Annotated in this window: 23 protein-coding genes; 11 read left to right on the top strand and 12 right to left on the bottom strand. The window is 58.5% G+C overall.

Annotated features, from left to right (window positions below; genetic code table 11):
* Positions 1 to 53: 53 nt before the first annotated feature.
* Both HK23_RS14645 and HK23_RS06600 read left to right on the top strand, forming a co-directional pair.
* On the top strand, positions 54 to 296 hold the full coding sequence (locus HK23_RS14645) for a hypothetical protein (protein ID WP_218777697.1): 243 nt from the start codon (positions 54 to 56) through the stop codon (positions 294 to 296).
* A complete protein-coding gene (locus HK23_RS06600; protein ID WP_086653357.1) occupies positions 297 to 1,025 on the top strand; it encodes a hypothetical protein in 729 nt (242 codons plus the stop codon). It begins immediately after the preceding gene.
* Between the two features lie 391 nt (positions 1,026 to 1,416).
* Here HK23_RS06600 and HK23_RS06595 read toward each other — a convergent pair whose 3' ends face one another.
* From HK23_RS06595 to HK23_RS06585, 3 genes are read right to left on the bottom strand one after another with little or no spacing between them, the layout of a single operon-like run.
* Entirely contained in the window at positions 1,417 to 2,454 is a 1,038-nt protein-coding gene (locus HK23_RS06595) for an asparaginase (protein WP_086653356.1), read from the bottom strand.
* 6 nt (positions 2,455 to 2,460) lie between these two features.
* Positions 2,461 to 3,021, bottom strand: coding sequence for a hypothetical protein (locus HK23_RS06590; RefSeq protein WP_086653355.1), 561 nt, complete (start codon positions 3,019 to 3,021; stop codon positions 2,461 to 2,463).
* Positions 3,018 to 3,581 (bottom strand): Fur family transcriptional regulator, encoded by a 564-nt coding sequence (locus tag HK23_RS06585; RefSeq protein WP_086653354.1) that lies wholly within the window; start codon positions 3,579 to 3,581, stop codon positions 3,018 to 3,020. The genes HK23_RS06590 and HK23_RS06585 overlap by 4 nt, the downstream gene beginning before the upstream one ends.
* A gap of 227 nt (positions 3,582 to 3,808) precedes the next feature.
* Here HK23_RS06585 and HK23_RS06580 point away from each other — a divergent pair, with 227 nt between their 5' ends.
* From HK23_RS06580 to HK23_RS06570, 3 genes are read left to right on the top strand one after another with little or no spacing between them, the layout of a single operon-like run.
* A complete protein-coding gene (locus tag HK23_RS06580) occupies positions 3,809 to 4,687 on the top strand; it encodes a metal ABC transporter solute-binding protein, Zn/Mn family (RefSeq protein WP_086653353.1) in 879 nt (292 codons plus the stop codon).
* On the top strand, positions 4,684 to 5,514 hold the full coding sequence (locus HK23_RS06575; protein WP_086653352.1) for a metal ABC transporter ATP-binding protein: 831 nt from the start codon (positions 4,684 to 4,686) through the stop codon (positions 5,512 to 5,514). The genes HK23_RS06580 and HK23_RS06575 overlap by 4 nt, the downstream gene beginning before the upstream one ends.
* Complete coding sequence (locus tag HK23_RS06570) at positions 5,507 to 6,301, top strand: metal ABC transporter permease (protein ID WP_086653403.1); 795 nt, start codon at positions 5,507 to 5,509, stop codon at positions 6,299 to 6,301. Before HK23_RS06575 ends, HK23_RS06570 begins: the two co-directional genes overlap by 8 nt.
* 80 nt (positions 6,302 to 6,381) lie before the next feature.
* Here the strand turns inward: HK23_RS06570 and HK23_RS06565 are convergent, their stop codons facing one another.
* The 3 genes from HK23_RS06565 to HK23_RS06560 all read right to left on the bottom strand — a co-directional run bounded on the left by HK23_RS06565 (position 6,382) and on the right by HK23_RS06560 (position 10,124).
* Positions 6,382 to 9,066 (bottom strand): Hint domain-containing protein, encoded by a 2,685-nt coding sequence (locus HK23_RS06565; RefSeq protein ID WP_086653351.1) that lies wholly within the window; start codon positions 9,064 to 9,066, stop codon positions 6,382 to 6,384.
* A 409-nt stretch (positions 9,067 to 9,475) separates the two neighbouring features.
* A complete protein-coding gene (locus HK23_RS14745) occupies positions 9,476 to 9,610 on the bottom strand; it encodes a hypothetical protein (protein ID WP_256940096.1) in 135 nt (44 codons plus the stop codon).
* Between the two features lie 19 nt (positions 9,611 to 9,629).
* Positions 9,630 to 10,124: a flavin reductase gene (locus HK23_RS06560; protein ID WP_086653402.1), complete on the bottom strand. Its 495-nt coding sequence runs from the start codon at positions 10,122 to 10,124 to the stop codon at positions 9,630 to 9,632.
* 60 nt (positions 10,125 to 10,184) lie between these two features.
* On the opposite strand from HK23_RS06560, the gene HK23_RS06555 reads away from it, so the two are divergent.
* Positions 10,185 to 11,207 carry an enoyl-CoA hydratase/isomerase family protein gene (locus HK23_RS06555; protein WP_086653350.1) on the top strand — a complete coding sequence of 341 codons (1,023 nt, stop codon included), beginning with the start codon at positions 10,185 to 10,187 and terminating at the stop codon, positions 11,205 to 11,207.
* Here HK23_RS06555 and HK23_RS06550 read toward each other — a convergent pair.
* Complete coding sequence (locus HK23_RS06550) at positions 11,195 to 12,358, bottom strand: arabinose transporter (protein ID WP_086653349.1); 1,164 nt, start codon at positions 12,356 to 12,358, stop codon at positions 11,195 to 11,197. The two genes, HK23_RS06555 and HK23_RS06550, sit on opposite strands and share 13 nt — an antisense overlap.
* Positions 12,359 to 12,412: 54 nt before the next feature.
* The gene (locus tag HK23_RS06545) at positions 12,413 to 12,862 is read right to left on the bottom strand and encodes a hypothetical protein (RefSeq protein WP_086653348.1); all 450 of its coding nucleotides are present in this window, start codon (positions 12,860 to 12,862) and stop codon (positions 12,413 to 12,415) included.
* 179 nt (positions 12,863 to 13,041) lie between these two features.
* Between HK23_RS06545 and HK23_RS06540 the strand changes: the two genes are divergently transcribed.
* Complete coding sequence (locus tag HK23_RS06540; RefSeq protein WP_143217504.1) at positions 13,042 to 14,109, top strand: glycosyltransferase family 61 protein; 1,068 nt, start codon at positions 13,042 to 13,044, stop codon at positions 14,107 to 14,109.
* A gap of 66 nt (positions 14,110 to 14,175) precedes the next feature.
* Here the strand turns inward: HK23_RS06540 and HK23_RS06535 are convergent, their stop codons facing one another.
* Positions 14,176 to 16,518, bottom strand: a complete 2,343-nt coding sequence (locus HK23_RS06535) for a TonB-dependent receptor (RefSeq protein WP_256940095.1) — start codon at positions 16,516 to 16,518, stop codon at positions 14,176 to 14,178.
* Between the two features lie 455 nt (positions 16,519 to 16,973).
* On the opposite strand from HK23_RS06535, the gene HK23_RS06530 reads away from it, so the two are divergent.
* Positions 16,974 to 18,059 carry a phosphatidylinositol-specific phospholipase C1-like protein gene (locus HK23_RS06530; RefSeq protein WP_256940094.1) on the top strand — a complete coding sequence of 362 codons (1,086 nt, stop codon included), beginning with the start codon at positions 16,974 to 16,976 and terminating at the stop codon, positions 18,057 to 18,059.
* Between the two features lie 5 nt (positions 18,060 to 18,064).
* On the opposite strand, the gene HK23_RS06525 is transcribed toward HK23_RS06530, so the two are convergent.
* The 3 genes from HK23_RS06525 to HK23_RS06515 all read right to left on the bottom strand — a co-directional run bounded on the left by HK23_RS06525 (position 18,065) and on the right by HK23_RS06515 (position 21,293).
* A complete protein-coding gene (locus HK23_RS06525) occupies positions 18,065 to 20,293 on the bottom strand; it encodes an FUSC family protein (RefSeq protein WP_086653346.1) in 2,229 nt (742 codons plus the stop codon).
* Positions 20,294 to 20,315: 22 nt separating this feature from the next.
* On the bottom strand, positions 20,316 to 20,786 hold the full coding sequence (locus tag HK23_RS06520) for a MarR family winged helix-turn-helix transcriptional regulator (protein WP_373270312.1): 471 nt from the start codon (positions 20,784 to 20,786) through the stop codon (positions 20,316 to 20,318).
* A 108-nt stretch (positions 20,787 to 20,894) separates the two neighbouring features.
* A complete protein-coding gene (locus tag HK23_RS06515; protein ID WP_086653345.1) occupies positions 20,895 to 21,293 on the bottom strand; it encodes a hypothetical protein in 399 nt (132 codons plus the stop codon).
* A 313-nt stretch (positions 21,294 to 21,606) separates the two neighbouring features.
* Between HK23_RS06515 and HK23_RS06510 the strand changes: the two genes are divergently transcribed.
* From HK23_RS06510 to HK23_RS06500, 3 genes are read left to right on the top strand one after another with little or no spacing between them, the layout of a single operon-like run.
* A complete protein-coding gene (locus tag HK23_RS06510) occupies positions 21,607 to 22,242 on the top strand; it encodes a sorbitol dehydrogenase family protein (RefSeq protein ID WP_086653344.1) in 636 nt (211 codons plus the stop codon).
* Between the two features lie 19 nt (positions 22,243 to 22,261).
* On the top strand, positions 22,262 to 23,899 hold the full coding sequence (locus HK23_RS06505) for a GMC family oxidoreductase (protein WP_086653343.1): 1,638 nt from the start codon (positions 22,262 to 22,264) through the stop codon (positions 23,897 to 23,899).
* The gene (locus tag HK23_RS06500) at positions 23,892 to 25,469 is read left to right on the top strand and encodes a c-type cytochrome (protein ID WP_086653342.1); all 1,578 of its coding nucleotides are present in this window, start codon (positions 23,892 to 23,894) and stop codon (positions 25,467 to 25,469) included. Before HK23_RS06505 ends, HK23_RS06500 begins: the two co-directional genes overlap by 8 nt.
* Positions 25,470 to 25,563: the final 94 nt, after the last annotated feature.

The following is a 25,563-nucleotide window of genomic DNA, read 5'->3' as shown; positions in this document are numbered from 1 at the left end:
ATGCGCTGATAATACCGGAGAGTTCATCAGATCACCACTCCCGGTGTGCGGATATGGGGCGGCAGAAGCCGAAATGGAACCCGCAGCATAAGGGTGATATCCGTAAAACGCCGGTTATTCTTTCTGGTTCTAAAGTATTTTTTGCATTTTCTGTTGTTTTTGTTATGAATGACACGAGTTTCAGGTCATCGGGGCACCTTTCAGGAGCCTTTCCTGAAAGAGTAAAAAGAAATAATTCTATAATCCCGTTTGTAGTTCTTAAGATTTTGCAAGCGGGGATGAAAGTGGAGTTTTAAATGAGCGAAACCAGAAAGCGCCGCACCACGGCCCGGACCTCCGTAGCCGCCGCCCGCACAGCCCCGGTTGCCACGCGCCGCACGCGCAAGACCCCCGCAAAAAACGCGGTGGTGGAAGAAGAAATCGCACCCAAGGCGCCTGCTCGTAAGCCGCGCAAGGTTGCCGCTGCAAAAGTGACGGAAGCTGTTAAACCGGCCCGCGCTCCGAAAGCTGCAAAAGCTGAGGCCGCGCCGAAGAAAAGAGCAACCGCAGCAAAGGCTCCCGCTAAAGCTGCTGCAAAGCCTGCAACCCGCACGCCGCGTAAAGCTGCTGCTGCCGCCGCTGAAGCCAAACCGGCAACCCGCGTGACACGCCGTAAGGTTGCAGAAGCCGCAGTGGAAGCACCGGCTCCCGCACGTCGTGGCCGTCGTCCGGCTGCCGCTGCTGCTGTTGAAGCCGCCAAGCCGGTTAAAGCCACGCGCAAAGCCGCTGCCCCCAAGCTGACTGCTGCGAAAACCACCGCAGCCCGTAAGGCTCCGGCTGCTGCCAAAACCCGCACACCGCGCGCCAAAGCTGCTCCGGCAGAAAAGAAAGTGCGCCTCTCCGCCGTTGAAAAACTGCGTATTGTGCAGGAAACACGCCGCCAGAAGCGCTATGACCGTCTGGCAGCAGAAGCTGCTGGAGCCGCAGCCAAGCCCGCGACAACGCGTGGCCGCAAGGCTTCCAAAACAACCCGCAGCAAGAAATAAGTTTCTCCGGTCTGGCCTCTGTACGCAGGGGGCGGACCGATCTGCTGCGCCAGCCGGGATACTGTTTTATGCAGAGCTCTCCCGGCTGGTCTGGTTTCCGGCAACGCAGAAAATCCCTGCTGCCGATGGTCTTTTTCTCTGGATAAAGACGTTTTCTGGTCAGGCAGACCGATTGTGTCAGACCAGACACCCTAAAAATATTTTAATGCTTTCTTTAAAATAAACGAATTTTCTGCAAAGTGTTTTTGTTTTGTTCTGGTTTAAGCGCGTAAGAGTGCGCTCCATACCCCTAAGTAAGGCAACCCCTCATGGCGACGCAGATCATAGCCTGAGGCTCCTCTCTGCGTTGCCATAAGGTCTCCGGTGCAGGCATTTTATAAACCCCTGATACTCAGGCCACGGCCTCCGGCAGCCTGTCTCCGGCCAGTTCGCGGGAGGCGCGGAGTTCACCGACCACCAGACCGTTCCAGTTTTTCAGCGGACGCCGCATAAAGTGGTTCAGGATCGGCGCGTCTTCTCCCCCAAAGCGGGCAATCAGTGCCGCCGCAGCCGTTTCCGCAGCGCGCACGCCGCCATCCCGACATTTGATAGCAATGCCCAGACCTTTTTCCGGCAGAACGGCAATCATCACGCCTTCCGCCCCCATTTTGGTCAGCACACGCGGGGCCAGATCCTGCATGACCAGCGTATCAAACTGGTCCGTGCCCGCAATCATGAACGGGGCCGAGGCAATCGCAGCCCGCAGACGTTCCGCAGCCTGCGCGCGGTCGGCACTCAGCCCCGTGCCGGTGGCAAAGCGCGCATAGGCGAGTGCCAGAGCAGAGAGCGGAATGGCCCATGTGGGAATGGCGCAGCCATCCGTGCCCCGGTTGGCATCGGTATGCGGCACCCCCGTCACGTCAGCCAGCGTGCGGGCCATGGTCTGCATAATGGGGTGTTCCGGGCGGATGTAATGGGCCGGGTCCTGCCCCGTTGCGCAGGAGAGGCAGATAAAGCCCGCATGCTTGCCAGAACAGCAGTTATGCAGCGCGCAGGCCTGCTCCCCCGTTGCGGCCAGTGCGCGGGCGGCGTGGGCATCCAGCGGCCAGTGCGTGCCACATTCCAGCACGCCATAATCCCAGCCCGTGCGGCCCAGCATGTCCGTGGCGACGGCAATATGTTCTGGCTCCCCCTGGTGCGAGGCACAGGCCAGCGCCAGCGCCTCCTGCGGCAGAGCATATTTGTCCGCAGCGCCTTCCGTCAGCAGCGGCAGCGCCTGCAGGGCTTTGACAGTGGAGCGCGGATAAATGGGGGTGGTGACATCGCCCGTGGCAAACACGGTTTTTCCAGAGGCATCCATCACAACAGCCGCGCCATAATGGCGGGATTCCACCCGGCCGCCGCGTGTCACTTCAGCCAGAAGCGTGTCGCTTTGCGTGTTTCCTGTCATGGTTGCCTATCGCTCCTGTTCCTGTCTGCTTCCGCTCAGCAGATAACACGGAGCGGAAAATTCTGCGGTGTGGTCGGGGTCCGGTTCCAGCCACTCTGCCACCATCGCGCGGCGCAGACGTAGCACCACAGGCGTTGTGGCGAAAAGTCCCGGCGGATCATCTGTCATTTTTGTCAGCCAGTGCGCCACGCCACCGCGCTCTGTCAGCAGGATCGGGTGGCTTTTACGCAGGGGCAGGCCGCTGGTCACAAACTGGCTGGCGGTGTCTGGCTCTTCCACCAGATAAAGCCAGCTATCCGGTGCAGCCTGCGGAGAAAAGCCTGAAGCAGGCACAGCAGAAAGCCGGAGTTCTTCAGCATCCAGATGTGTGCGGGGTGGCTTGGGGCGTGGCGGCAGAGGGTGCGCAAACAGATCGGTCTGTAACGGGTTTTCCGCTTTTGGACGGGGTGAACGTCTGGCTGGTGTTGTACGCTGGGGTCGGTCAGCGTCTGCCTTGTGGGCCTTCTTACCGGGCTGCGCACCCAGCAGGTCAAACTGCACAGGTGGGCGGCCCGGTTTTGAGGTCATGAAGGGGAGGGGACAGCCTGTTTGCGGGCGGCTTTGCCTGCCGGGCGGGCTTTGGCGGCACAGTCGGCGCACAGGCCAACCACTTCAATGGAGGCCCCCTGCATGACAAAATCCTGTTCCCGGCAAATGCCGCGCAGTGTTGTCAGCAGGCTGGAGTCTGCAATTTCCGTCACACTCTTGCAGGATTTGCAGATAAGGAACTGCGCCGTGTGCAGGCAGGTGTCATGGTCGTGGTCATGACAATGGTCGGGGTTATGGCCCGGCGCGTCATGCAAAAGGTGGGTGCAGGGCACAAAGGCAGAGAGCCGCTCAATCCGGTGGATCAGCCCGTGTTCCAGCAGAAAATCCAGCGCGCGATACACAGTGGGCGGGGCCGGGCGACGGTCCGGTGTTTTGATCTTTTCCAGCAGGTCATACGCCCCCACCGGGGTTTTTGCGTCCAGAATCAGACCAAGAATTTCGCGGCGCTGCTGCGTCATGCGGCCACCCTGCCGGCTGCATAGCGCATCGGCCCGGTCGAGTTGCGTTGTTGTCGCGGGGGAAAACTCTGTCGGGGTCATGCGGTCACTACAGTTTGCGCGGCAGAAATCACGGTTTGTCTCCAGTCCGGCCTTGGGAGCGCATCTATCTTACGCCTGCCAGAGAGTGAACGCAAAACAGACCAGCCCTTCGGGTTCTGGTCAAATCCGTCATGTTATAATATCACGTTCACCCGGCTGGTGGTCAGAGGACTCGTTTGCCGCTCCACGCCGTCTCTGTGAACAGCCGATCGACAAGGATCAGCCTGATGCGTTTTCCTGCTTCTGTTTTGTCTTGCCTGATGCTTGCCGGGGTATGGTCCGGTTGTGCTACGGCGGCGGAAACGCCTGTGGTCGTTGCTGCGGAAAATACATGGGGGGATCTGGCGGCACAGGTGGCGGAACCGGATATGCACGTCACCTCTCTTCTGAACACACCCACCATCGACCCGCATCTGTATGAACCCACCCCCGCAGATGCCCGGCTGGTGGCGCAGGCCAGCCTCGTAGTGGCCAATGGGGCAGGGTATGATGCCTGGCTGGACCGTCTGGTGCAGGCGCGGCGCGGGCCACTGGTGCCGGTAGTGAAAGCCGATGGCTGGACCGGCTGGCATGAGGGCGATAACGCCCATCTGGCCTATAATCTTCCCGCGGTTGCGGCCTTTGTCAGCCGGTTTAGTGCAGCCTGTCAGGCAGCGGACCCGCAGCATGCCAGTGCGTATGAGGCACGTGGCAAGATCGTCATGGCGGCTATTCAGAGCGTTCTGGAGCATGTCACCACCCTGCGGGCGCAGGTGCAGGGTCAGCCTGTGGCTGCCACGGAACCCGTCTTTACGCCGTTGGCCGATAGTCTCGGTCTGGTGATGAAAGAACAGGCCTTTCAGGTGGCTGTCATGAATGATGTGGAGCCGCCTGCTTCCTCCGTAGCGCAGTTTGATGCCGATATCCGCCAGCATGCCGTGCGGTTTGTGGCTTATAACGCTCAGGCGGACCGCCCCTCTGTGCAACGGCTGATTGCGCAGGCGCACACCGCCGGAGTGCCGGTGCTGCCGGTGCGGGAGATCATGCCGCCCGATACCCATTGGCAGGACTGGATGCACAGCATTCTGACACAGGTGGCGCAGGTGCTGGGCCAGCCGACCCCATGACAGCCGTCTTGTCTTCGTCGCCCGACAGTATCCGTTTGCACGATGTCACGCTGGCGCGGGGTGGCCGCGTTGTGCTGAGCCAGATCAGTCTGGCGATCCCCCAGGGCAGTTTTGTCGGGGTGCTGGGCGCTAATGGCGCAGGGAAAACCACCCTGTTTCATGCGCTGCTGGGGCTGGAGCCGGCGGTGCAGGGGAGCATGCAGATCAACGGTCAGCCGGTGCAGCGCGGTCATCGGTCCGTGGGCTATATGCCGCAGATGCGCAAGCTGATAGGCGGCCAGTTTACCGGCTGGAGCATGGTGGCCTCAGCTCTGCACGGGCAACGCTGGGGGCTGCCCTGGTATGGTCGCGCCGGACGGGCGGCGGTGGATGCTGCTCTTGCGGCGGTCGATGCGCAGGATCTGGCGCAAAGGCCGGTTGCCGCGCTGTCCGGTGGGGAACGCCAGCGGTTGCTGCTTGCGCAAACGCTGCTGGATGACCCTTCCGTACTACTGCTGGATGAGCCTCTCGCCAGTCTCGATCCCGCCCGTATGCGGGAGACGGTGGAGCGGATTCACACTCTTGCACGGGCCCGGAACATGACGGTGCTGATGTCTGCCCACGATATCAATCCGCTGCTCGGCCTGATGGACCATGTGCTCTATCTGGCCCGAGGCAGGGCGTTGCTCGGCACGGTGGACGAGGTGATTACCACCAAAGCGCTTACGGCCCTGTATGGTGCGCCTGTTGATGTGGTGCGGGCCGGAGGGCGCGTGTTTGTGGTGGCGGAAGGCGGCGGCTCAGCCTTGCAGGAACATGACTGCGGAGGGTGCGGCGCGCATGCTTGATTATGACTTCATGCGCACGGCGTTTCTGGCGGCGCTGCTGGTGGCGCTGGTGTGTGGCCCCGTTGGCTGGTTTCTGGTGCTACGCGGGCAGACCTTCGCCAGCCATGCGCTCTCTCACGTGGGGTTTGCCGGAGCAACCGGCGCACTCATGCTCGGTCTTTCTCCCCTGACCGGACTGGCCGGAGGCGCACTGGCCGCCGGTATTCTGATGGGTCTGGCCGGAGACCGCGTGGCCGGGCGCGATGTGATGATCGGTCTTGTGCTGTCCGTCGCGATGGGTGTCGGGGCGTTATTCCTGCACCTGCTTACCCGCTCGGCCAGTGCGGCTACGGCGTTATTGTTTGGGGATATTCTGGGCATCAGCCCCGGTATGCTGGGCTGGCTGGTGCTGCTTTCCGCCGGGTGCCTGCTGGGGCTTGGCATCATGGCCCGCCCGCTGCTGTTTGCCACCCTGCAACCGGAAATGGCGGAAGCCAAAGGTGTTCCGCTTCAGTTGCTGGATGTGCTGTTTTTGGCGCTTGTGGCGATTGCGACGGCAGAATGTGCCCAGATAACCGGCGTTCTGCTGGTTTTCACGCTCATGGTGGCCCCGGCCGCGACCGTGCTGCGGCTGGGCTTGTCCCCGCTGGCAGGGCTTGGCGCGGCCGCCGGTCTGGCGCTGGCCGAAGCGTGGGGTGGGCTGATTTTGTCATGGTACACAGATTGCCCGACCTCCTTCTGGATCGCCCTTCTGGGCGGTGCGGGCTTTCTGCTGGTCGGGCTGGCGCAGCGTTTGCGGGCACGCTGAAAAGATCAGCCCCATAAAAAACAGGCCCCACTCAAAGAGCGGGGCCTGCCTTAGAAATCGTCAGTCTTGCGTGTAAAAAATCAGGCAGACTGCGCGATGGTGTGTGCGCTGCGTTCGTCACGGAGCAGATACGGACCTGCGGCCTGAATGGTCAGGGTCAGAATACCCATGTTGCCACCCTGCAGAAGGTTACCCAGCGGAAGAACCGCATCACCATTGGTCCAGGCGTAATCGGCTGCTTCAGCTGCATGCCAGCCAGCCGGCTTTTCAGCCTGAAGATGAGCGATGATGTCAACGTTCTGATTTGCAGTGACAAACATAACGTCAGCAACAGCCACGCCCAACATACGGCGATCATCCACAAACGGCCCCACCGTGTCAGTCATGCGGCTGGCGCGGGAGACAATCCGCACGCTTTCCGTGCCCGGCGGCAGCATGAAGCTGAACTGCTGACCGGTGTGACGCATCGGGCGGATAACAGCACCGCTTTTTGTCACCAGATGCAGGTCTGCGTCGTGCGTGGTTGCAGATGCCGTCTGACTGGTGCCGGTCTGACGTTCAGCAATGGCGTGAAACAGCGGTTCAACAAAAGCGCGTTCCACACACAGCGGCGCGGCTGCATCTTCGCTCCAGCTGCGTACGGCCGCACGGCGCAGAACAGCCACGTCACCTTCCTGACGGAATGCAGAACGGTTCCCTGTATCCAGATAGCTTTCTGTCAGCATGCCATCGGCCATGATGACGGAGTGCTCTTCCGTTTCGATATGGTAGTAATCGTAAGAGGTAATGGAGGTGTCGTAGAAAATGGAACCACCATTAACCAGCATACGAGCCGGAACAAACTTGCCATTCAGGAACAGGCAATGTTCTGCGGTAATCAGCATGTCTTTGTAAGGCACGCCGTCTGCAATGGCATTTTTCAGAATGCGCACTGGATAACCGGCTTCATCATCTGCCAGTTCAGGCCGTACTGTGCCGTGCGCTTTGCCCGCCCAGACTACGCGGCGGGTTGCTGGCTGACCGTTGACGTAAGCCACGACAGCATCCCCTGCACGGAGCGTTTCCACAGCGACATCGCCGTCCGGCGTGCTGATCATGCTGCCATCAAGGAAGCAAACTTCATAAATCAGCGTGCCATCGCTCGCCGGCACCAGAGTATACCCTGCCTTTTCCGCACCGATGATGTTCAGTTCGACGGATGAATTGTCCTTCATCGTCAGGAGGACATGGTCTGCATCCGGGTAAGTCACGGTGGCAATATCAGCTGCTTTGACATTGGTCAGCGTAATGCCGTCAGAATTGCCGGCAGCTGTGCCATTAAAGCCGCTGATCACTGTGTTGACGGAGCCGGTACCGGAAATGGTGAGGCCCACATTGGTGTTGCCCTGCAGATCAATCGTGCCGCCAGCATTGGTCGGAATGGTGATGTGCCCACCATCTTCCACATTCACAGTGCCGCTGATTATTGCACCATTCTGGAGAATGGCGGTCCCGCCACTGCTGACCGTGACGTAGGGGGTCGGGGCGTCAGGATCACTGATGAGAGTGGCACCCGAGGCAACATTTACGATGCCGTTATCCCATACTGCCATGCCGGAGACTGTTGTGCCGGACGCGAGGTTAGCGGTTCCACCAGGTACGCTGAGTGAAACGATAGTGGACTGATTCTGCGCATCGAGCTGACCGCCATTTCCTACAACCGTATCCGCGCCGTAAGAATCGTCCAGCGTCATGTGACCATTAATGGTTACGTCGGTCGCGTAAGCGTTGTTCTGGAGAGTGGCAGTTGCACCGTTTTCGATCGTATCTCCGGTCAGGATATTAGCGCCGTTAACGCTGACAACAGCACCAGAGAGGTAATCATTATTTGTTGATTTTGCCAGCCCATTATCGCCGGACAGGATAACCGTGCCACCACTGATGGTGCTGTTTTCAATGGTGCCCCTGCTGGTAATAACTGCGGAACCACCGGCTACGATAGTGGAAGCATTCAGGAGGCCGGACTGGCTGACATTTACAAGACCGTCTGAGCCGATGCTCGCATTCACGGCAGAACCGGAAACAATGTTCCCGACCGCATTGGAACCAAATGAATCGTTGAAAGAGACCCCATCACCAGAAACAGTCAGCGTGCCACCGCTGACATAAAAATTATTGGTGCTGATGCCATCAGACATTACGGTGACGGTACCGTTAACGGTTGTTCCGTTAAACGTACCGCTGCTGCCAACCGTGACAGAGGCTCCACTGCTAATGGTGCCATCATTCAGGCTGCCAAAAACATCAATTGTGGCAGAACCACCGCTTTTAATGGTTGTCTCTTCAATGACGGCTGCGCTGCTGCCGCCTCCGAGGCTGAGAAGCCCGCCCGCGTCAACAGTATTGCTCGTGCCAGAAGCACCCGCCGAAAAATTCAGAACGCCGGAAACCGTGCCGCTATCAAATGTGCCGCCGCCTTCTACGTATCCTTCGCCACCACTCAGAATGGTGGTGGTCACGGCAGAACCGCCTGCCTGAACGTCTATAACAGCGCCATTCTCGATGGTAACGGAGTAAGTAGTACCCTGTACCCCAAGGCCAGCTACGCCGGAAATAATAACTGAGGAGGCTAAACCACCTGAAGAAACGGCCATATTTGCGCCGTTAAGGACTTCAATATTATTTGCTGTCCCGCCATCCTGGACGACCAGATCGTGTCCATTAGCGACCTGACCGCTTGTGAGGGTCTGGCCGGAGGTGACGTAATCGGTTTCTCTTGTTGCCATAATTAACTTCTCCTAAATATCCTGATTGAATGACCGGGATATTTAGGAAGAAATATTTATAACTCAGAAAATGTTAAAGCAACCAAAACAGAGTCGTTTAACGAATATATTAACTTAAATTAATCAATAACTGTATAATTCATAGTGGGGAAATTGTCTGATTGTCTTGGAAGCTGTAGCGCTGTGAATAAATGGAAACATTTCTGTTAATTAATATATGACGGAAATATGTTTATTTCAGTTTGGGTATGAATAAATTATTCCGCACGCATACAATTCATAACGCTTTGAAATGGAATGGTTTTATCAGGTGCTATGCCCGACTCGGAAGGATCTGAGGTCTCAAAAATTCGTTGAGTTTGGAAATTTTTTACAAAAAGGGAGGGTAATAGGCCACCCTCCTCAAAAATTACTGCGGCAAAGACCAGTCCAGCCAGCCCCACAGCAGTATGAACAGAGCCAGACAGACATGGATGATAATCAGCGTGCGAACGGTAATGACCGGCACGTCATCTTCATGTTCCATTTTGGGGCGAGGGGCCATGGGTCAGGGTCCTGTCAGATTAAGGCGCCGTATGCGGCAGGGCATGATAGGCGCGGTTGAAATAGACAAGCCCACCCGCCGTTTCATGAATGCGCAGGGCTTCAACCACCCCAAATAGCACACTATGCGTGCCCACTTCCACAATCTGGCTAATCCGGCAGTCAAAGGTGGCCACGGCCTCTTCCAGCACCGGCGCGCCGGTGGCCAGAGTGGTCCAGTGCCCGGTGGCAAAGCGTTCCGCCATGGTATTGGGGCTGGCAAAATGGTTGGACAGCGCCTGCTGCGTGCCGGAAAGCACGTTCACGCACAGCGGGCCGCCCATCACAAAGGCCTCACGCGCACGGCTCGCACGGTTCAGGCAGACCAGCAGGGTCGGCGGGGTGTCCGTCACGGAGCAGACGGCGGAGGCAGTAAACCCCACGGGGTCTTCCCGCGTTCCAGTCGTCACAATATTAACAGCAGCACCAAGTCTGGCCATTGCGTTGCGGAAGGTACTGGTTTCCAGCGCCAACATCTGCTCTCCTTCATCCCACTCCAGACGCAGTGTTTTGTGCATGAATATAAGAGGAAAGCAATGACCGAAGCCCTCCTTTCCGGCACACCGACCGTCAAAACAGAGCGTATGGGGCCCGTGGGCCGCATCCGGCTGGACCGGCCAGCCAAGCTCAATGCAGTTGATCTGGAAATGGCGGAGGGCATCGCCCGCGTGCTGGAGGCGTGGGAAGAGGACCCGGAGATCACGCTGCTCCTGCTGGATAGCACAAGCCCGCGCGCCTTTTGCTCCGGTGGAGACCTGCGTGCTTTGAGTGATCTGATCCGTGTGAAGGGGCCAGAGGCCGGGGTGCGGAAAATTACCCGTGTGTATGGCGTCATGCAGCAGATTGCGGCGTATTCCAAACCGATTGTCTCGCTGCTGGATGGCATTGCCATGGGTGGCGGCATCGGGCTGGGCGGGCATGTGCCGTATCGGGTGGTCACGGAGCGCTCCGTGCTGGCCATGCCGGAAACGGGCATTGGCATTACGCCGGATGCCGGGGGTTCATGGCTTCTCGCCCAGATGCCCGGCCTCTCCGGCCTGCGGCTGGCACTGCTGGGCGAGCGGATGAACGGGGCGCAGGCGGTGCAGAATGGGTTTGCGGATTACCTGCTGCCGTCAGAAAGCCTGCCAGATCTTGTTAGGCAGATCGTCACTCAGCCGGTGCCGGACTTGCTGGCTGCTCTGGCCCAGCCTGTTCCGCTCGCCCCGGAACCTTCGCTGGACGCGTGCTACAATGCGCCCGATCTGGCGCAGGTCCTGCAAAATCTGGAAGCCGACGGCAGTGAAGAAGCCCGGCAGGATATTGAAGCCCTCTCCCGCCTGTGCCCGTTTTCTCTTCAGGTCACATGGGCAGCATGGCACCGGGCGCGTACGCTGGAGACACTGGATGATACCTTTGCGCAGGAAACCACACTGGTCGGCCATCTGATGCATCGCCCGGATTTTCTGGAAGGCGTACGCGCAAAGTTGATCGACAAGGACAACGCACCGCGCTGGCAGCCCGGCACGTTGGATGCGGTCAACCCGGATGAGGTCGCCCGCTGCTTTCAGCGCCTTTGAGGCTTAAGTGCCAGCAGCAGGCACACAAGCCCGGCGCCCAGCATGGCGCACAGACTGCCCAGCAGAAACACGTCGGCATAACCGGTGCGGTCGGCCAGAAATCCGGCCAGCGGCCCGGTGGCGGCATAGGCCAGATCCTGAAACGCGGAAAACCCGCCCAGCGCTGTGCTGCGCATGGGGGCAGGCACCAGATTCACCACTTCCACCCCCAGCGAGGGGTAGACCATGGAACAGCCAGCCCCGGTCAGAAATGCGCCCACCAGCGCGACGTAGGGAGAGTGCGCGCCCCAGATCAACGCCAGTCCGGCGGCTTCCAGCAGCAGGGAAGGGAGGGCGACTTTCAGCCCGCCAATGCGGTCCGGCAGATGCCCGCACAGCAGACGCATGGCCACAAAGGCCGCGCCAAAGCAGGTTAGCCCCCATCCAGCATAAGCCCATCCGGCCTGCAAAAAGCGGAGGGAGAGAAAAGCCCCAAGGGCCGCAAACCCCACGCCCTGCAAGGCCACAGCCAGCCCCGGCCAGCGGATTTTGTTCAGAATAGCCCAGAACGGTTCCCGATGGCCCGCATGCAGCGGGGCGGCGGGCAAGGTGCTGATCAACGCCAGCCCGACCAGCGGCAGGGCTGCGCTGACTGCCATCAGTATGGCAAAACTGAAGTGCTGATACACAATCAGCCCGACCGGCCCACCCACGGCAAACGCGCCATACATGGCGGCCCCGGTCCAGGCCATCACCCGGCCTGCCTGCGGCTGCCCGGCCAGACCAATGCCCCAGCCCATCATGCCCACAATGCACAGGCTCTCACCCAGTCCCAGGAGAAGTCGCCCGGCAATCAGCACCCCATACCGCCCAAAGGCCGGAAGAGCAGGCAGGGTGGAAAGCAGGCACAACCCACACGCCAGCGCATACAGCACCAGTCCACGCCGCATGCAGCGGTGGCCGCCCGAGGCATCGGCAATCTGCCCGGCATAATTGCGGGTAAAAATGGTGGAGAGAAACGGAATGCCCACCGCCAGCCCGGCCAGCACGTTGCTGAACCCCGGCCAGGACATGACGTACACCGGCACGGCTGTCAGAGACAACGCCACGCTCAGGTAGGAGAGGAAAAGTGCCAGAGTCAGTCTGGGTAGGAAGGAACGATCGGTTTTCATGGATGCGGCAGACCGTATCGTGGTCGCTGATTTATGGCTAGAGGGTCTGCCCCTTCAGGCGGCCTGACGCGGCAGCGGTGCAGAGACGCTGTGCCACAGGGTATAAAGGCCGGACAGTTCCGGGCAGGGGCATCGGCCTTCTCTGCGTCCATACTGGTTATAATGGGCCTCACCAGAGGCGCATTCTCCCCGCTGGACGGCAATAGCGACATCCGGGTTCTGGCGTAAATACCAGTCTTCGCAAAAAGGCGGGCAGGCTCCATTCCGTTCTTCCCAATAGCCGCGTGTCACATAATGTTCCTGGGCGGAGGGAACGCGCCCGGCCCGGACGGCTTCCGCCACGTCCGGGTTGATGCGGAGGTAGGCTGCACCATCAAACGGCTGGTTGCGCAGATAGTTTTCAATCAAAAAAACGAAAAGAGAGTGGGGGATGGTAACTGCCAACTCTCCCGCCCGCACGGAAGCAAGACCGAGAGTGTTGGCGAGAAAGGAGTATGGGATCATGCGTCCCCCATGCCATACGTTAATAAACCCTTAATTTATGACCACAAACCGGCCCCTGCAAGGCGCGCCGGAGCAAAAAGGGATGGCTGACACTGGCGGCTCAATGGTTGCAGAAAGGCTGCTAAACCCGCATCACAGTCTCAGGCGGGAGAAAGAAGAGGGACGAAAAGGTGGACGTTGTGGATATCCAGAGTCTGCACAGAGTGCCTGTGGCAGAGGTTCCTTCTCCGGCGTTTCAGCTTGCTCCCCCGCGTGTGCTCAACTCTTCCACCATCCCGCCGCATATTCTGGACGCCATGCGCCCCGGCTGGTTGACCGGCGCGTTTCCCGCAGGCTCTGTCCGTCTGACAAAACTGTTTGATGTGTATGTCACCATGGAAGGTCTGGTGTTTACGCAGGACAAAAAGCTTGTGCAGCAAAGCATCACCCAGCACACGCCGGAGGAATGCGCGCAGGGGCTGGCCCAGATCCTGCAGGCCGAGCAGGCGCAGACGGTGCAGGTTGTCCGTCCGTCTTCCCTGCTCCTCCGCAAGCGCGGGGAGCAGAATTACGGGCACTGGATGGTAGAACTTCTGCCAAAACTCTGGCTGGCCGAAGAGCATTTGCCACTTTGCTCTCTTGTTGTACCGCGCCTGAGTGGCAATTTTGCCCGTGTGCTGCGGGATAGCGTGGCGCTCAGCACATCTTTTGTCGCACTTTATCACGAAATGGGCGTGCAGGACGTGGCCTTTTTCAAGGAACTGGTGGTGGTAGACGGTCTGACCAACCACGGCGTTTACATGTCTCCGCTGGCCTTTTCCCGCACGGATGACGTGGTGGCCCGCGTGCCTGGCGCACAGGCCCGCAGGCTGTACCTCACGCGCAAAAACCGGGCCAGAACCATCAGGGATGAAGAAAGCCTGATGGCGTTTTTGCAGGAGAGGGGCTTTGTGTGTCTGGACCCGGCGGAACTGACGCTGCTGGAACAGATCAAGCTTTTTAAAAATGCGGACTGTATTGTCGGCGTGATGGGGGCAGCGATGACCAACATCATGTTCTGCCGCAAAGGCACCAGAATTATCAATCTGGCACCGGGTAACATGCCGGATACGTTCTTCTATTTTATCGCCGGTCTGCGTGGGCTGGATTATTACGAAATTCGCGGAAAACTCTGCATGGAAACCGAGAGCTGGGACAGTCCGTTCGAGATTGAACGGGACCAGCTAGCCTACGTTCTGAGTCTCGGCCCGCAGGGAAACGCCGTCTGAAGGCAAACCCCACCCCGGCAGGCGGCACCCTTTTGAAAAGGGCAACCACCTGCCGGACAGTAAGGTTTAGTAGCTGAAATTAATAAAGCCGCCGATGGTGCGCCGCGCATCGGGAGAGGTGTAGTGCAGATACCCTGCCGTCCCGTAGAGCTGGTATCCGGTGGAGAAATACTGGTTGAACATGTTCCGCACATACAGCCCAACCTGAAGGCGCTTATTAAGCGGCAGCAGGCTGACGCGCAGGTTTACAAGGCTATACGCCGGAACTTTTGAATAGTCGGGCTGCCCGGTCACGGTCCATGTCGTGCCGCGATACGCGTAGTCAAGGTGCGCCTGCACGCCAAGATGCGGTGTCAGGTCATGGTGGTAATCAATAAAGGCATTCGCAGACCAGACCGGCGCATTGGTCAGGCGGGTATTGGTATAATTAGCTTTTGTGCTGGCAACGTAGTCCGTAAAGTGGGCATCCGTAAAAGAAACGGACCCGGACAGTGTCAGATCAGGAATGGGTCTGTAGGCCACATTGCCTTCCACACCCTGACTGACGAGGCCGCCGGCATTCCCGATCGCACTTGTCAGAATGGTGGTGCCATTTCCTGCCGGAACAGGGGTCAGCACAGTGGCCTGAAAATCGGTAAAGTCTTCACGGAAGACATCCATGTTCAGACGCAGCTTATGGTGCATCCATTCAGACTTCATGCCCACTTCGTAGGATTTAACGGTTTCCTTGTGGTAGGGGTCGTAATTGTTCCCCACAAAGGCAATGCCTGCCGGTTTGTAGCCAGTGGAAAACGTAAAATAGGCCATGACATTGGGGTTAAAGTGGTATTCAGGCGAAATTCGGCCTGAGAAGTTCTGCCCCGTCATCTGGCCCCACGGGTAAACAGGTGCGTTATGCGTCGGCGTAAAAGTCGGATTATATCCCGTGACAGCCTGAGCATCTGTATTGATGAAGCTCAGCCCCTGAGAGTTCTTGTCGTGGGTGTAACGCCCACTGATGGCAATATCAAAATGGCGGGAAATATTGAACTTCAACTGGCCAAAGGCGGCCAGAGACTCATTGCGCGACTGGAAAAGGGACGTATTGCCGCTCTGCCCGACAGCGCCAGAGTTGTTATACAGGTTTTGTGCCGGAACGCCGTCAACGTATAGCGGGGCTCCCGCAGTGCCCCACTGATACTGCGTCTGCCGGGCGTCAAGGCGGTTAAAGAACCCACCGGCCAGCCATTCCAGAAAATGCCCTTTGGGGGATGAGAAACGAATTTCGTCACTAAACTTCCGGGTCGTAAGGCTGCCAAAATTGTAGGGATAATAAGCAGAAACATCGAGAGGAACCAGATCAACCGGGGTGTTATTATTATAGAGTGACTCGCGCCATGCACTGATAAAATTGAGGTCGTTTTCACCAATTTTGGTGTGGATTTTCAGGGCCGCACCATATTCTTCTGAAACGATATTGCCGTAGATCGGGTCTGCTGTATCAGCATTTTTGGCGTTGGGATAAATGCCCAGAGAATTCAGTTTGGACGTCACAGCCTCACTCTGCCCGCCTACAGGGGTCCGCACGCTACTATCCCAGTGGTGGGCGTAGTCACCCTGCAAGGTGATATCGAGATTATCCGTGGCTTGAACCAACAGTTTCGCACGGCCGCCATATTCGTTGGTGGAACCGACCAGCTTGTTCAGCACCACGTTACGGCCAAATCCGTCCTGCGCGTTGTCAAAACCGGAAATACGGAAAGCGGCCTTGCTGCCCAGCGGAATATTGACGGTCGCATTCAGAATACGCTCGTTGTGCTCACCATAACTCGCACTGGTCCGGGCTGTCAGCTTGTTGAGCACCGGCTTGCCCGTTGTTACGGCAATCACGCCGGACGTGGAGTTCATGCCAAACAGCGTGCCCTGCGGGCCCATCATGATATCAACATTGTTGATATCCACCATGCCGATCATCCCGTTGGCGCGCTGGGCATCCATCACAACATCATCCACCACCACGCTGACGGATTTTGCGTTGGAGAAGTCAAAAGACTCACTGCCAACACCACGGATCTGAAAGGCAGCGCCCTGTGTTGGGTCATACTGCACGCCCGGTGCCAGATATTGCAGGTCGGTCAGGGCAGTATAGCCTGCGTTGGCAAGAGTCTTGCCATCAATATGCTGGATGGAGAGCGGCACATTCTGGTTGTTTTCAGCCCGGCGCTGGGCTGTCACCATCACGGATTCCAGACCGGAATCTGCATGGTCCCCGGATTTTTTTGTCACCTTGATTGTGCGGGGGGCTGCGGCCTTATGGGGGGCCTGCTTGGGTTTGGGGGCAGCCGGTTTGGCGCTGTCGGTTTCTGCCCATGCCTCGCATGGAAGAGCGATGCCACAACACAGAACAAACTTGAAAAGCGTTTTTTTCATAACGGAATTTTTCCGGGACATTCGTGGAACAGCACCAGCTGACTGCGGCATACGGACATTGTTGTGTGCACTCTTCAGTCATAGGAATTTCGAATGATTCACCCCTTACAAAGATTCATTCCCCGGCAAAAGAATGATTCCTTAATCGTAATATAAGTTTCACAAATGGAGCTGAATTTTTATTTGTCATAAATCCGTAAAAATATGAAATATAATTTATAGATGATGAAAAAACCTATTTGTGAAATAAATATGAAAAACAGATCTCGTTCCTTTACTTCCAAATCCTACATTATTATCCCATGCGGGCCATCGGCCTCCCACAGACAGAGTCCGTCCTCATCCTGCTGAAATTGGACATCCCCATGAAACCAGTTTTTTGTGCGTTGCCTGCGCTGCTTTGTGCTTTTTCTGTTTTGTCGTCTCCTGCAAGTTTTGCGGATGACACGCTCAGAATGAACCAGATTCAGGTCATCGGCACGCATAACAGCTACCGGCGCAGTCTCTCTCCCACCACGCTCGCCTGGCTGAAAAGCCAGTCGGCTGATATGGCAAACGCGCTGGACTATCAGCATGGGTCTTTGAAATCTCAGCTGGATGGAGGCGTGCGTCAGCTGGAGATTGATATTTATGCCGATAGCTCGGGCAAGCGTTACGCTCACCCGCGTGGTGTGGCGTGGGAGAAAAAGGCTGGTTTCACCCCGGATGCAGACCAGAGTGATGCGACGGACAAGCAGGGCACAGACTTCAAGGTCATGCATATTGTGGACATTGACCAGCGGTCCAGTTGTGAACCTCTGCGCCAGTGCCTGACGATGATCAAGGAGTGGTCAGACGCACACCCCAGCCATCTGCCTCTCTATATTGATCTGGAAACCAAGCAGGATGTGCCGCTCCCCGGTGGCAAGTTGCCCTTTACTCAGCCGGAACAGTTTACCAAAGCGACGTATGACGAGCTGGATGCGGAATTGCTGTCCGTCTTCGGGCGGGAGAACATTCTCACCCCGGACGATGTGCGCGGCTCCTACGCCACGCTGGAAGAGGCTATTTTAAAACGCGGCTGGCCCGCTCTGGCTTTTGGGCGTGGCAAGGTGGTGTTCACGTTTGACCGCCCGCATGATACGGCGCGTTATGTGGAGGGGCACCCGGCGCTGCATGGTCGCGTTGTCTTTACCAATGGCCGCCCCGGAGACCCGGACGCCGCGTTTACGGAAGCGAATGAGGGCTTTGTCGGGCAGGCGGGCAACGGGAGCGCTGCTGTGGATAATACGGCAGCCCTTCAGAACATTCAGTCTCTTGTCAAAAAGGGTTATCTGGTCAGAACCCGTTCAGACGCCAATACGGTGGAAGCCCGACAGGGGGATGTGACCCGTCGGGAAACTGCGTTTCAGTCTGGTGCGCAGATCATCAGTACGGACTATCCTGCTTTTGAAACAGCGCCATGGAATAACTACAAGGTCGCATTTCCCGGTGGTGCTGTGGCGCGCTGCAATCCTGTCAATGCGCCCGCCACATGCTCTGCGTCGGATGTTACTGAGTAAGTTTTTTATCCAAATACCACATGCCGCTGCGGCACCATGGCGGAAACGGGCGCATCTGCGCCCGGCATGTCAGCGGTAAGCTGTAGCGGGCCGTGCCGGTCAAAAAAGCCCGGCACGGAGCGGATGATATAGGCCGCCTGCTCAAGGCAGGACACTACACGGTCCCGCGCCAGTGCGGTGCAGGGGTGGTCGGGAATGGCGCTAATCTTCTGGGCAGCAAGGCTCAGGCTGGCCGCTGTTTCCAGCGGTGCGCGATGCAGATGGCGGAAGGCAGCCAGAGCCTCTTCCAGAATGGCATGCGTCTGGCCATCAGGCATGGTGTGGCCTGCGTTCCAGCGCAGCCGGACAATCAGCCGCCCGAGCGAGAGCGCAGCAAAGGCGGCATCCGTATAACCCCGGCGGTCCACGTCATCCGTCAGAAAGGAAAACCGCATCATCATCCGCGATATTTTCTGAATCTGGAAGCCTTCCCACGCTACCCACATCACCTTCCGGTTTTGCGGAGCAAGGGCCAGACGCTGCACACTGCGGGTGAGGGACGAGACAAGCCGCGCCGCATCCAGCCTGTGGTCCGCAGGGAGGATGACCCTAAAGACCAGCACCAGCAAAACGCACGCGACCGCCATAGTTATCCATGTGTTGGTCAGCGTCAGGTCGTCATAGGTAATCGGATTATTGACCGCCAGCATCATGGTGAAAAACACTGCGTAGCCAAACGCGCCAATGCTGTAGCGCGGGTGGAACTGTAACCACACACCGGGCAGCAGAAACAGGCAAATGGTCAGCCACAGCAGCGGATAGCCATCAATCTGCGGCAGGCCGAGCGTATGGCACAGAAAGCTGGCGGGAATGGCAAGGGCTGTGCCACAGGCCATCAACGGGCTGGTTTTGGCGGCAGAAGGCGTGGTGGACAGCAGGCTGGAGGCTGCTACCACAAACAGCATCAGCATCGGCCCGGCGCTCCAGTGCAGCACGTACCACATCATTCCGGCCAGCAGCGCAATAAACATGCCGCGCGCGCCGTTCCGCAGTGCCATGGGCCATTCCAGATAAGGGCGCAGGGGCATGCGCGCACGCGTGGGGCGGCGGATGGTCAGGTCATGCAAGGCCTGATCCAGCTGCACCAGCACATCCCGCGTATTGTCCAGCGAGGCCAGAACGGTGGGGGAGGTCGTCTGATGTTCCAGCCGCTCCAGCGCATGCAGTGTTGTGCGGATACAGGCGGAAATAGGCGCAGGGTCATCCTGCCAGTCCGGCTTCTCCGTTAGTTCCAGAATACGCGTTAGTGTGGCGGCAACTTCCTGATGCACCGCGCAGGATGCCCCGTTGGCCAGTGAGAGATTCAGCCAGTAGGGGTGGTACGTCACAATCAGCCCGGTCAGACGGCTCAAACCAATGCGGAGCCGGTTGACGCGGGCCTGCATGTCCCGGTCATCAGCCGCGGCATATTCAATGGCGGGGCCAAGACCCGCCATGCGGGCCAGCAGGCGGCTGCGGCTGTCATAAAGCGGTTGCGGCAAAGCGCGGAAGGACGGGGCAGGGCCAGCACTTTCCAGACGGTCAATCTGTTCCGCCGCGTGCTCCGTGGCCGCCGCCACGGTGGCATGCTGGCTTTCTGCTGTGTGAAAGGACAAGGCATGGCGGACTGTTTCCCGGAACGCATCGCCCAATGCGCTCAGCACCCGGCTGGGTTTGCGGGGGGAGGTGAGCATGAACACAAAGGCCGTTGTCACCACCCCCGTTGTCACGGCGGAAAGCCGCCCCATGGCCGCCAGAAAAATATGCTCCGGGTTGGCAAAAGCCGGTGCGGAGACAATCACAATCGTATAGCCCACCAGCACGGCGGCATAGGCGCGGAACAACCGCAGGAAGGTGGCCACCATACAGGCCAGCCCCACAAAGACGGAGAGCGCTGCAAAATACAGCACCGGAGACTGCACAAAGGCCGCCATCACGCCCACACTGATGGACGCGCCAATCACCGTGCCAATCACACGCCACACACTTTTGGAAACCATGGCCCCAACTGTGGGGTTTGCCACAATCAGCACCGTGGTTGCGGCACTCATGGGGGACTGTAACTGGAACATGAAGGCCAGAAACAGCGCAATGCCAATGCACAGGAACACCCGCGCCGTATAGGCGGCGGTGCCCAATGTGGCCTGCCAGCGCTCATCATCCGCAAACAGGGACGGTATCAGGCGGCGGAGTCTGTCTGAAAAACTGTTGGACATGGCGCAGGCTATTCCGAAGGCCTTAAGAGGGCAGAGAGTGAGCAGTTGTCAGAAGGGCATCCATACGGGCCAGAAGGTCACGTGTGTCCTGCGCGGTCATGCCCTGTTTCATGCTCTGTTCCACGTCTCCTGCAACTTTGTGGAACAGAGCGCATTTTTCCCGACCAGCCTCGGTCAGGCTCAGACATTTGGCCCGGCGGTCCTGCGCGTCTGGCGTGCGGGAAAGCAGCCCTTCTTTTTCCAGAAGGTCCAGCACCCGCACCAGTGCGGAGCAGTCCGTGTCCATCACCAGCGCCAGATCCCGCTGGGTGGTGCCTTCAGGCATCATCATCAGATACGCCAGAGGCCGCATGACAGCCACAGTCATGCCGTGCGGGCGCAGGGCACGTTCCAGCCGCGTGCGCCACACCGCCGCCAGCCGCATGACGCGAAAGGTGAGCGCCATGGAGCTGAACGCGGAATCATCCAGAGCCGGCAGGCCGTGCTGGGTCACCAGAAACCTCTATTTTGTTAGGGTGAGAATATTTGACATGTAAAATATATTGTTAGCAATATAACAGACGGCTCAGAGCGGTCAATACGGCCTACGTCTTTGTAATATTCAGAAAAGTGTGAGGCTCATCAGCCCGCCGACCAGAACCATCCCCCACAGAAAAAGCAGGATCATGCGCCGTTTGATCAGGTGCCGCACCAGCAGGCACATCAGCGGGTCCATTGGGGCTGATGTCGCGTCTGCGTCCGGCTCCAGTTTTCTGTAAGGCGTTTCTGCCTGCGCAACGCCCACCGTGCCAATCAGCATCTGGCGGAACTGGTCCAGATCGTCCTCCCGGTAGAGCGTCTTGCGGTCCATGGAGATGCTGCGTGGCCCGCAGGCCAGAAGCTTCATGACCAGCAGGGTATTCTGCCCGATCCCCAGATAGCGTGAGGCATCCGGGCGGGAGAGCACCACCCGGCCGGGGAAGGTAATCAGGGCCGCAGTCGGGGGCTCAGAGGGCGTCATGGCCAGAATAATCCTGTTCAGGCGGTCTGAAGTTTATCCGGTTCAAACACTGTAAAAGTGGGACTGAAAAAGTCCATGCCGGAAAAATATTCTGAACAGAAAACAATGCGCCTGCAAAAATGGCAATAATATGTATTCTATTTGAGAATAAATGTCATTTTGAGGAAATCCGGAAAGGCGGGAATTTCAGGCTGGAAGCCCGCAGGGTACGTCATTATAGACTTAACCCTTGATGAAATAACAAAAAGGACCATGGGTCTTCTGGGCCGATGGTCTGCCCGGTTATGTACAAACCTGTGGAAAAGGACTGACCATGAAGAAAGACTGGCCCTGCGTGCCTGTCAATCTGCAAAATGTCTCGCCCAATGCTATGAGAATGGCAAGACTGATGCGGATGTCCCGGCGCGATATGCTGATGACGGGCATGGGCGCTGCCGTCACATATGGTGTTGCCAGTGGCATTGCCGGTGCGGAGGAAACGCAACCCAGCCCCGCAGCTGGCGCGGACCCCGTGGCCACGCAGTTCATGGCGGTCTCCCGTTTGCTGACAGATCGGCCCACGCTGGATCTGCGTATCGGGAATGCCATCTATGCAGGAATTGTGCAGAGTAATGCCGACCGGCAGGCGCAGATCAGCAAATTGCATGATCTGATGGGGTCCGGCCAGTTCACCAGCGCCACTGCTTTTGCCGCTGCGGCGGAGAAGGAGGACCCGGCCCTGAAGGATGTCATCCATGACATTCTCACCGGCTGGTACCGTGGTGTGGCGGATGGCAAGGTGGTGGTCTATCGCTCCGCCCTGATGTTCGACATCACGAAGGACGCCATCTACCCCAAAACCTACGCAACAGGCGGGCCGTTCTACTGGACCACCCAGCCGCCGGAAGTGGACCGTCCCACAGGGCATCCAGCCCTTTCACCCTCGAAATTCGTCGTAGAACCGACCTGAGAGCGGGAATATCAGCCGTATGCCTTCTGAACAGACTCTCTCCGCCGATGTTGTCATTGTCGGCTCCGGTGTTGCCGGGGCTTCCATTGCCAATGAACTCGCGCGTGCCGGAATTTCCGTCATTGTGCTGGAAGCCGGCCCCCGTGTGGACCGCCAGCATTTTGTAGAAAACTTCCGTAATCTGGAAAACAAGCCCTCTTATCAGGGGCCGTTCCCGGCTGTGCCGTGGGCCAGACATCCGCCGAACCAGATGACGCCGAACGATTACCTGCACACCTCCGGCCCGAATGCGGAAGCCTATCAGCAGGTGTACCTGCGCATGATGGGTGGCACCACATGGCACTGGGCCGGGTGCGCATGGCGTTACCTGCCGTCCGACTTTGAGCTGAAAACCCGCTACGGGCAGGGGCGTGACTGGGCTTTGAAATATGAAGACCTGGAACCGTTCTATTATCAGGCGGAAGTGATGATGGGCGTCTGCGGGCCGGACCCGGCCAAGGAAGACCTCGGGTCCCCGCGCAAGCAGCCTTACCCGATGGAAGCGCTGCCCATTTCCTACGCTGCGCAGCAGTTCCGCAAGCTGATTGACGAGAAGACGCCCTGGCGCGTGGTGCATGAGCCGCAGGCCCGTAACACCCGCCCGTATGACAGCCGCCCGACGTGTGAAGGCCACAATAACTGCATGCCCATCTGCCCCATCGGGGCGATGTATAACGGCAGCTATTCCGTGTACCATGCCGAGGCTGCCGGGGCGAAGTTCATCCCCAATGCTGTGGTCTATAAAATTGAGCGGGACAGCGCCAACAAGCGCGTAACCGGCGTCCAGTATTATGACCCGGAGAAAAACTCCCACCGCGTGACCGGCAAATACTTTGTGATTGCCGCCCATTGTATTGAAACCGCCAAGTTGCTGCTGGTTTCTGCGGATGAGCAAAGCCCGGACGGTGTTGCCAACAGTTCCGGCCATGTCGGGCGGAACATGATGGACCATACCGGCGTGCAGGTGACGTTCATCAGTGGGGATAAAGCCCTCTGGCCGGGCCGTGGTCCGCTGGAGACCAACGTGATCGACAATTTCCGTGATGGTGACTGGCGGAATGAGCGCGGCGCGTATCTGGTGCATATGGTGGATGACAATCAGGTCGATTTCGCCACCCAGATGGCCATCTCCAAAGGCTATGTCGGGCGGGAGCTGGAAGAGCAGATCCGTTATCTGTCTTCCCACACCGTGCGTCTGTTCAGCCATAACGAGGCATTGCCCGACCCGGATAACCGCCTGACGCTGAGCAAGACCAACAAAGACATTCTCGGCATTCCGCACCCGGAAGTTTATTACAAGCTGCCAGAATACACCGTGAAAAGCTGTGAACACACCCGCAAGGTGTTCAAAGAGCTGATCGGCCTGATGCACGGCACGGATGAGGAATGGACCCCGGGCTACTTCCCGCAGGATCATCCCTCCGGCAGCACCATCATGGGCACGGACCCGAAGGATTCCGTGGTGGACGGCCATTGCCGGACGCATGACCATGAGAACCTCTTTATTGCCAGTTCCTCAGTTTTCTCAACCGTGGGCACGGGCAACATCACTCTGACGGTCGCAGCCCTTGCGCTGCGTGTTGCAGATACGCTGAAAAAAGAACTGCTTCATGCCTGATTTCAGAACTCTCCTGTGTTCCGCCCTCGTTGCCGGAACAGCCCTCGGTGGCGTGGCCCTTGCTCCGGTTGCGCTGGCCCCGGTCGCGCTGGCTCAGTCTGCGCCCGCTCAGCCCACGGTGCCCGCACCTGTGGCGGAAGAGGGTAAGCCTGCCGCCGGGTCCGATGCCAAAACATCTGACCACACGCCAACCTCTCAGACCCCGGCTCCCGCCGGGGAGGCCGCAACGCCGGCAAACAGCCAGTCAGACGCAACCGGGGCGGCTACCGCTCCGGCATCGCCTGCTCCGGCCACCGGCACAAATGCCGCAGCCCAGCCGGAAGGTGCGGATGCGGAGCTGGCGCGTGGGGCGTATCTCGCCACGGCGGCAGACTGCGTGGCCTGCCATACCAAACCGGGCGGAAAACCCTTTGCGGGCGGCCTGAAAATCGCCACCCCGATGGGCGATGTGATTGCCACCAACATCACGCCGGACCAGCAGCACGGCATTGGCGCCTATACGGAAGCCGACTTTGATAATGCGGTGCGTCATGGTGTGCGCAAAGACGGGTCTTACCTGTATCCGGTCATGCCGTATGTGTCCTACGCAGGTATGACGGATCAGGACGTAAAGGCCCTGTATGCGTGGTTCATGCACGTGGTCAAACCTGTGGCGGAAAGCCCGGAGGAGACGAATCTCTCCTTCCCGGCCAGCCTCCGTTCAGCCATGATGGCGTGGAACTTTGTGGCCAGTAAGGAAACACCGGAAACGGGTGATTCCAACACCTATGACAAACTGCGTCGTGGCCGCTATCTGGCTAACGCGCTGGAACATTGTGGCACCTGCCACACCCCGCGTAACTTCATGCTGAGTGAAAAGCAGGACCATTATCTGGCCGGCGGGTCACTCGGTACATGGTATGCTCCCAACATCACCTCCAGCAAAACCGGCGGTATTGCCGACTGGAGCGAGGATGATCTGGTGGCCTATCTGCGCACCGGGCGTGTGGCTGGCCGCGCACAGGCTGCCGGCCCCATGGCCGAGGCCGTGGAACATAGCACCAGCCACCTGACGGATGAGGACCTGCACGCGCTGGCCGCCTTTATCCTGAAGGTCGCCCCTATGGATGATGATGCCGACCACGCCCCGCGTGACGCCTCCGGCAAGGCAACGGATCTGCCGGACATCCGCACCAAAGGTCCGCAGCGGATTGACGATCTGGCAGAAATGGATGGCCCGCACATTTATGATGCCAACTGTTCCGCCTGCCACGGGCACGATGGTGCCGGCACGAAGGACCATTACGTGCCGTCACTGTTCAACAACTCTACAGTGGGGGCCGGGCGTCCGGACAACCTGATCATGACCATCCTTAACGGGGTGGATCGTACGGCTGGCAAGGAACATGCCTTCATGCCGGGCTTTGATGGTCAGTCCAACGTCCAGCGCCTGAGCGATGCGGAAATTGCGGCCCTGACAAACTACGTCACCGCGACCTTCGGCACCGGGGACCATCAGGTCACTCCTGATCTGGTCAAAAGCCTGCGGAAAGATACCCCGGTGGTTAATCCGCTGGCCAAAGGCAAATAAGATAACATTCTGACAGGCCGGACCATTCTTTAAGGTCCGGCCCCTGATTCGGGTCAGGAAGAGGGGAGGGGACTACCCGCATGCCCTCTTCCTC

The organism is Acetobacter malorum (assembly GCF_002153605.1).
GTDB classification, from domain to species: Bacteria; Pseudomonadota; Alphaproteobacteria; order Acetobacterales; family Acetobacteraceae; genus Acetobacter; species Acetobacter malorum_A.
The sequence above is the reverse complement of the archived record's forward strand: the minus strand, read 5'-3'. Positions and strand labels throughout refer to the sequence as shown.